General features: G+C 63.8%; 3 protein-coding genes. All 3 read left to right on the top strand.

What is annotated here, in order from left to right:
• Positions 1 to 83 precede the first annotated feature (83 nt).
• The 3 genes from ACVWNW_RS06880 (at position 84) to ACVWNW_RS06870 (ending at position 8786) form a co-directional block, all read left to right on the top strand.
• On the top strand, positions 84 to 1640 hold the full coding sequence (locus tag ACVWNW_RS06880) for a serine/threonine-protein kinase (RefSeq protein ID WP_454481880.1): 1557 nt from the start codon (positions 84 to 86) through the stop codon (positions 1638 to 1640).
• 185 nt (positions 1641 to 1825) lie between these two features.
• Entirely contained in the window at positions 1826 to 7264 is a 5439-nt protein-coding gene (locus tag ACVWNW_RS06875; protein ID WP_454481878.1) for an Ig-like domain-containing protein, read from the top strand.
• Positions 7257 to 8786 carry an AAA family ATPase gene (locus tag ACVWNW_RS06870; RefSeq protein ID WP_454481876.1) on the top strand — a complete coding sequence of 510 codons (1530 nt, stop codon included), beginning with the start codon at positions 7257 to 7259 and terminating at the stop codon, positions 8784 to 8786. The genes ACVWNW_RS06875 and ACVWNW_RS06870 overlap by 8 nt, the downstream gene beginning before the upstream one ends.
• The last annotated feature ends 3 nt before the right edge of the window (positions 8787 to 8789 follow it).

The following is an 8789-nucleotide window of genomic DNA, read 5'->3' as shown; positions in this document are numbered from 1 at the left end:
ACCGCCTGCAGGAGGCTCAAAGGAAGCCTGATCAGGAACGGCGTGCTGTTATCGTGGATAGCAGTCCTAGGAGGTGATGGCCCTTGCAGCAGAATGGTTCCCAGACCCAGCGCCCGGGTGCGGTTCCAGCCATGGACCAGGCTCCGGCGCTGCCCGGATTGCGGCCCCTTCGCCCCCTGGATCTTGGAGGCACCGCTGCCGTCTACCTGTATGAGCAGGAGGGGCTCAACCGACCTGTGGCAGTCAAGGTAGCCCTCCAAGGCAGCGTGGACCAGCAGACCCATCTGCTCTTTCTGCGGGAGGCCAAGGCCCTGGCCAAGCTCTCCACCCACCCCTGCATACTGAGCATCCACCAGGCCTTGATCAGCGATGACGGACGGGATTGCCTGGTGCTCGAATACGCTCCGGGCGGCAGCTGCAAGACCATCATGCTCAAGGGGGGCATGGATCAGGAAGGCGTGCTGGACCTGGGAGTGCGCATGGCCTCGGCCCTCTACTGCGCTCATGAACGGGGAATCCTGCACCGGGACGTCAAACCCAGCAACTTCCTGATCACCGACCAGGGCCTGCCCGTCCTGGCCGACTTCGGCATCTCCTCAGGCATCTATGGAAGCGAACGGGCCGGCGGACTTTCCGTACCTTGGGCGGCCCCAGAGGTTCTGGCAAGCCGCTCGGGAGGATCCGAGGCCAGCGACATCTACTCCCTGGGTGCCTCGCTCTTCGGCATGCTGGCCGGCCGCTCCCCCTACGAGTACGCCTACCGGGCCCGGGATGAGAATCACCTGACGCAGCTGATCCTTACAGCGGAAACCCCGGTTCTGCATATGGGCGAGGCCTCCCCGATGCTGGCCACCGTCCTGGAGAAGGCCATGGCCCATGACCGGGACGATCGCTACTACTCAGCACTGGAATTCGGTCGCGCCCTTCAGGAGGTCCAGCAGCAGCTCTACGGCCATGCGACACCCTTCATCGGCGAGGGAATCGACCCCTACCCCACGACGGATACACGCTCGCACGCCCAGACCGGAGCCATTGCAGGCCGAAGAGAAACCGGGGACTCCGGCCACTCTTGGACCGAGGCAGAGGCTGGTTCCCAACCGCGTCTGCGCCCAGGCAGGGAGGCGTCCGCTAACCATGAAGGCAGCCAGGCCAAGCGGTTTTTCGGCGGCCGCCGCCGTGTAATCCTGATGACACTGATTCTCGCTGCCGTCCTAGCTTTAGTCCTGGCCTGCGCCCTGGTTGTCGGCCTGCCGAACGGTTTCAGACGAGATTCACAGCAAACTACAGGTTCCTCCCAGACACAATCCCCACAGGTACAGTCCCCGGACCCGACGGATTTGAGCGACCCCCAGAATCTGCAGGAGGGACCGGTCCCCTCGCCCACCCAGGGTCAGGGCCGCTATCAGGGCACAACGGCCGTGTTCACTTGGACCAATCCCGACCCCAAACCGGCAGACAGCTATGTTTGGCATCCCCTGAACCAGGATGGCACCGGAGAGCGTGGACGCAGCGTGCAAACCCGACAGCCGACCGCCCGCATCGACAACCCACAGGGAAGCCAGACCTGCATCAGCGTCGCCCTGGTTCGAGCCGATCGGAGCATGTCCCAGGAACCGACCATCATCTGCGCTGTTCAGTGAACCCGCTGTGGATGAATTTGCACACTTGACCACCCCGACTTTCACAGAGCGCCAAGACCCTGCAAACCGGTTAAAATCAGTCGTCAGAGAAAGCAATGACGGCGGTCCGGGACAAGTTAAAGGGCAAAAACATAGGTCAGGCATCCTGGCCTATGCGGCAGGACAGGAAAGGAACCCAGGGGATTATGGACTTGCAGGGACGATTCCTGCGGATGCGCCGGGCCGGGCTGCATCTGCGGCATGCTCTGGCCGTCCGCGCCAAGAGCCCTGCCGCCATCCTGGCCGTCACACTGACGGCGCTGGTCCTGCTCATCCTGGGCGCCTTGTTCATGCATGGGGTGGACCGCCGTGCCGTTCAGGTGGACGACGGCAGCATCTGGATCACCTCCCAGAACGAGCGCAAGGTCGCCAGGTTCAAGCCCGACATAGGAGAAGCAGACGTGGCCCTGTCGACGGGCACCGACCACTTCGACCTAGCCCAGAGCGGATACGCGGTCATCCTAGGCCATGAGGGAGGCATGGCTCCCATAGCGGCCTCCACCGCCACCCTGGGGGACACTACCCGGTCGGATGCCAAGGTCCAGCGGATGATCAACGGGCCCACACTGGTCCTCTTCCAGGCTCGGACCGGCAAGGTCTGGGTGGGTCAGGCCACTTCGCCTGGGGATTTGGATCCGCAGCGCCGAGACCCTGTGCTGACCCTGGGCTCTGGGGCCGCCGTCACCGTGGATGCCTCCGGAGCTGTTTACGCCTACCGGCCCTCGGACGGGGTTGTGCTAAGGATCGACGGACCGGACTCCCGGGCCCACCGTGAACTGGACTCCCTGACGGACCACGCTCCCGTCCGGGCCACTGCATTCAGCGTCATTGGCGGAAGACCCGTCCTTCTGGCGGGCAATCGGCTTTACTGGCCCCAGGGAACCACCCGGATACCGCACCGGGGAGACCTGCAGCTTCAGTCCACTCCAGTGGATATGGACCGCCAGGGACCTTGGGTAGGCCTGACCGATCAGGAAAGCGTCCACCTGGTTCAACTGGATCACCCACGCAATCAGATCGAGACCGTACGTACCGGCGGCAGCGGCCAACCAGCCCAGCCGGTCTCCTCGGGTGGATGCCTTTGGACGGCCTGGGCCTCTTCAGGGCGTAATTTCCTGCGACTATGCGCAACAGGGTCAGCCGCGCCCAAGGTCCAACCGCTGCCGAGTCCCAGCACCCTGGAGGCCATCAGCCCCACCTCGGACCTGGTCTTCCGGGCCAACCACCGGAGGGTCATCCTCAACGACGTGCTGACTGGCGATGTCTGGAATCCCAAATCATCTACCAAGGTGATCCGGCCACAGTGGCAGACCATGGAGGTCAAACACACGGACAGCAACGATCAGCGTCAGGACTCGGCCGACAACCGCCAGCGATTCGCAGCCACCTGTCGATCAGGATCCCAACCCATCCAGGCCGAGGACGACAGTCTGGGCATTCGGGCCGGATCCAGGACTCTGCTGGATCCCTTGCGCAACGATCGCCAGACTGACTGCTCGGTTCTGCGAATCGAGGATGCCCGCAGCTCGCAGGGGAATCTGCGTCTGACTCCGGTCATGAACGGCCGCTACCTGCAGGTGGATGCCAGCGACGCACCTGCCGGCCGGACCCGAATCAATTACTCGATCACCGACGGACGCGGCCAGGTCTCCTCGGCTGGCATCGACCTCAACATCGCCCCGGCCAAGATGGACCGAGGCAACCAGGCGCCGGTCCAGAACGATACCCCGCCTGAGTACGAGGTGGAGCGGGGCGCCACGACCACCGTCAACGCCCTGGTCGGCTTCGAAGATCCAGACGGGGACCCGCTGACCTTGGTCGGCGCCGAATCGGTCAACTCCGATCGGATATCCTTGTCCACCAGGGCTGACGGACAGCTGACCATGAGTGCTGGGTCGGCCACCTCCGGACGAGTGGCGGTCAAAGTCACTGTCTCGGACGGAGTCATGAGCGGTCAGGGACTCATATACTTCACCGTCAGGCCCGCCAACACCCTGGCCCCACTGGTCGATCCGGTCATTCGCCAGGCCACTCCCGGCCGAGAGGTCACCGTTGACCTCAGCAGGAGTGTACATGCCAATGCCGTTCAGCCCCTCCGCCTGGTCCAGGTCGACAAGCCCGATGGAATCCGGGTGGAGGTCAACGCTGAGAGCTTTTCCTTCAACGCCACCGCAGCTAACCCGGGCACCTATTATGTGCCCTACCGGGTGACCCAGGGTGACCAGGAGACCCAAGGTCTGGTCAGGCTGGAGGTGGAACACGATCATGGCCGATCCGCACCGCCGGTACCCGTCAACGACGTGGCCCTGCTGGAGGCCGACCAGACCGCAATCGTTGATCCGCTGGACAATGATCTGGATCCCATGGGCGGCGTGCTGGCCCTGACGGATGTACGCGTGGATCCGAACTCCGGCATCAAGGTCGGCATCGTGGACCACCGACGGGTCTACCTATCCGCCAGGAAAATCCCCACACGTCCGCTGAGTATTGCCTATACGGTCACCAACGCCGAAGGCAGCGCCAAGGGGACCATCGTCCTTCAGCCCCCTTCCTTGAGCAGGGCAGCCTCGGCACCCAAGGCTCCGAATCTGACGGTTGGGGTCCGTTCATCGGGCCTGGTCACGGTTTCAGTCATGGACAAGGTCGCCCATGCTGACGGGACCAGCGTCACCTTGGACCAGCAGCTGACTACGGATCAGCAGACTTTTACGGGCCTGGCCTTCGTGTCCGGGGATACGGTCAGGTATCAGGCCAGCGAGCGCACCGGGGACTTCCCGGCAACCTATACGGTCAGGGACGATCTGGGCAATACGGCCTCTGGCACCATTACCTTCAGGGTCCATGCCCCCGACCCCGCCAGCAAGCCCGCACCCACCCCCAAGGATCTACGGGCCCAGGTGGCTGCCGGGACCAAGGTACGCATTCCCGTCCCGCTGACCGGTATCGACCCCGATGGAGACTGTGACACCTTGTCAGGCTTGGGCAACCAGGCGCCAAAGCTGGGCAGGATTGTCAAAGCCGGAGCCGACTACCTGATTTACGAGGCCTATCCTGATTCGCACGGCACCGACGAGTTCACCTACGCTGTGGAAGACTGGGTTGGGCAGCGCGCCCAGGCGCGCGTCCGCATCGGCGTCTTCACCGACTCGTCAGTGGCCGGGGTCTTCGCCCGGGACGACAGGGTCAGGCTACGGCCTGGAACCGTTGCCGATGTGCCGGTCCTGCTCAACGACATCGCCGGGGATGACGATCCCCTGAGCCTGGACCCCCACCTGGAGCTCCAGGGCTTGGACCGGGCCAGCGTAGAGGACGGCATGATCCAGCTGACTGCCCCTTCGCAGCCAGGCACCTCCTATCTGGTCTACCGGACACACAACCGAGCAGGACTGAGTGACCAGGCCACCCTGACCGTGGTCTCGGATCCCCAAGCCCCTATACAGCCGCCCATAGCGCAGGATTACCAGGTGGCTCCGGAGGACACGGTGGACAAGCGCAGCGTGGAAGTTAATCTGGCCGACTCCATCAGCAATCCATCCGGCACCCTCGATGACCTGCACCTTGGGATACATCCCAGCGCCCGTGCCCATGCCAGGATCGTAGGCGAAGCCGGCTCTACCACGTTGGTCATCGACCTGACCGACCAGGCCAGAGCCGTGCCCTACACCGTGACAAACACCCGGTACAAGATCACTTCTATGGCCTTTGTGAAGGTCCCCGCCTATGGGGTGTTCCCACCGGTGCTAAGACCCCGGGCTCCAGCCCTCAAAGTGCAGACTGGGCAGAGCATCACCATCGACATCGCCGACCAGGTCAGAGTGGGTGCAGGCAAGACCGCGCAGATCGCCTCGCGGCAGTCTGTCTCGGCCACCAAGTCCGACGGATCCGATCCCTATGTGGACGAACACACCCTGAGGTTCACCGCAGCCAAGGATTATGCCGGTCCTGCCTCACTGACCTTTGCCGTCCGTGACGGGGATCCAAGCGGCCGGGCCATCGTCAACGAGTCGGTGCTCACCCTGCCCATCACCGTGGTAGGCGGCAAAGCATCACCGCCGATCCTTACTGCACCGGTCATCGATCTGGTGGCTGGGGAACCGGCGCAGGCCATCTCCCTGCCCGCCATGACCCGCTGGCCCCAGGGAAGCGATCCGGCCGACAGCACCTTCTCCTCTGGGGACCCTCAGGGGCCGATTCATGCCAAGCTGAGTCCTCGGGGCCAGCTGAAAGTGGCCGCCGACAAGACCGCAACACCGGGCACCAAGGCCAGCCTGCCGGTGGCCATCACCAGTCGATCCGGCGATGTGCATACGGTCCTGGCCTTCCGCATCATCGCCACCACCCGACCTCTGGCTTCGGTCCCCTCGCGCCAGGTGGGGCTCAAGGCTGGACAGAGCCTGGAGCTGAACCTGTTCGACGGTGCCCTCAACCCCTTCCCCGACACTCCGCTGCGCCTGGTCGGTCTGGTCAGCGATGACACCTCACGTCTGACAGCCACCAACCTGGGCGACGGAAAGATCACCATCAAAGCCGATCGCGACATCGGCGCCTCTACCAACACCATTATGGCCACGGTAGAGGATGGCAGCCAGGATCCGGGACGCCGGGTCAGCGCCACCATCACCGTGGGCATCATCGACCGCCCGCAGGCCCCCAGAATGCTGTCGGGCGCCGCTCAAGCAGGCGACGGAACAGTTCTCCTGGCCTGGGAGCCAGGCGCAGCCAACGGCAGCCCGGTGGACGAGTACCGGGTCTCCTACACCTCATCGGCAGGCTCGGGGCAACACTCCTGCGGCACTGCTGCCACCTGCCGAATCGACGGGCTGGCCAACGGTCATGACTATTCCTTCACCGTCCAAGCCCACAACCAGGTAGGATGGTCCCCCGCCTCCTCGCCGGCCGCAGCCAGACCTGACGCGCTTCCCGGAGGCGTGCAGGCACTGACCGTGGATGGCGGCAGCAAGGAAACCTTGACCGTCACCTGGCGCCCGCCGGAGAATCACGGCTCGCCCATCCAGGGATATATGGTCCACGGCGAAGGTTCCGGCTGCGGTTCGCCACGATGGCGCGCGCCCACCTCCACCAAGGCGGTCTTCGACGTAGGCCATGACGAAGCAGGAGGCATCTGCACAGTGAGCGTGACCCCAATTGATATGACCGGCTCAGGGCCCGAGGTCTCAGCCTCGGGCTCTACCTGGTCGCATCCGGACCCTCCCGCGTTTCTAGCCATTGAGTATCTGAGAAACAGTCGAGCCAAGCTGGTCCTGGCCCCCGGGGTCGAACACGGTCGACCTTGCGCAGACATCCAGGTGGGCATCGATGGCCTTGACCCTGACAAGGCCTCCTGGACCCTGCCCTGCAATCAGCCGGAAGTGAGTGAAGTCATCACCCTGCCCGCGCAATCTGCCAAGCCGGGCACCACCCTGAACTTCTGGGCGGTCGCTCGCATCCAAGGGGTAGGTTCCGAAGGCCATTCGCCCGCCGCCACCAAGAATTTGACCCTGCCCAAAGAGGCCGACAAACCGCGCGATAAGACTCTCGCTCGTCAGGGGTCCTCTCAGCAGAAAAGGATGAACGACCATGGATGAACGAAACGCGCAGGAACCCCTCCAGCAGGACGGCACCATCCCGGATGACGCGACCAGAAGGAACAACCCCAAGTCCGCGCATAAGACGAACAGCGAAGGCCGCCAGACCCCTGCCGACCGATTGGATGTACTGAAGCGACAGCGCCAGGCCCTCATGGCAGGTCTGAGCCAGAAAGAATCCGCTTCGGCGGCGAGTGATGACCAGACCCTGCCCGGCCGCATCCCCGTGGCTGCCAAGCAAGGAACGAACCAGGAGTCCGGGGCGGAATCCGTCCCATCGGACAGCACCATGGTGGAAGACGTGACCGTCCGCGGCCGCCAGATGGTCCATGACCGGTTCGCCCGGTCCTCATCAGATACTGCGCCTGACATCGTCAACCTCACCAATCAGTCCCGTCACCCCCGGCTGGAGCGGACCTCGGACCCCACTTACGAAGTCGGGACTAACGAACCTGGGGATGAGGAAAAGACCGGGCAGGACCAGTACTCTGCCGTCGAATCAGGGGATCAGGCAGCAGAGACCAAGCAGCAGAGACGATCAAAACAGGCCGGAAGCAGCAGCCGGGCCGCCGTGGATGTATCTACCTTCGCCAGCCTCTTCCGCTCAATCGTCGACAACGTCGGCCAGGCGGTGCTGGGCAAGGAGGAAACCATCACCCTGTGTGTTACCGCCCTGATTGCAGGGGGCCATGTGCTCCTGGAAGACAATCCGGGCACCGGCAAAACCCAGCTGTCACGCGCTCTGGCTGCCTCCATCGCCGTGGACTGCAAGCGGATCCAGTTCACCCCCGACCTGCTACCCTCCGATCTGCTGGGCGTGACCTTCTATGACCAGTCCCAAGGACGATTCTCCTTCCGGCCCGGTCCAGTCTTCGCATCCCTGGTTCTGGCCGATGAAATCAACAGAGCATCCCCCAAAACCCAGTCGGCCCTGCTGGAGGTCATGGAGGAGGGCCGGGTAACTGTAGATGGCCGCACCTACCGTCTCCCCCTGCCATTCATGGTTATAGCCACCCAGAATCCCATCGAGCAGCTGGGCACCTATGCCCTGCCCGAGGCGCAGATGGATCGCTTTCTAATCCGCACCTCTCTAGGGGCACCGGGGCACGATGCCAGCATGCGCATCCTTGAAGAGGCCGACATCCGCGACCGGGCCGGCCTGGTCGAACCGGTGGTCGATGCCGCCCAGGTGGGGGCCATGGCCGCCTGTGCCTCCAAGGTCTTCTGTGATCCGTCCATCATGGAGTATGTCATCCACATCATCGAAGCCACACGGCACAGTCCCGCCATCCGGGTCGGCTCATCCATCAGAGGCGGATTGGCCCTGGTCCGTTGCGCCAGAATCCGGGCCTGTGCCGAGGGCCGCGACTACGTGATCCCTGACGATGTCAAACAACTGGTCGATCCCATCCTGGCCCACCGACTGATCCTGACGGCCCAGAGCAAGCTGTCGGACATGGATGAACACCAGGCGCTGGCCGAAGCCCTGGCCAAGGTCCCCGTCCCCACAGGAGAGCAGTGAGCC

The organism is Bifidobacterium sp. JNUCC 75 (genome assembly GCF_054819865.1).
Note: the sequence above shows the minus strand (reverse complement) of the source record. Positions and strands in the feature narration are given on the sequence as shown.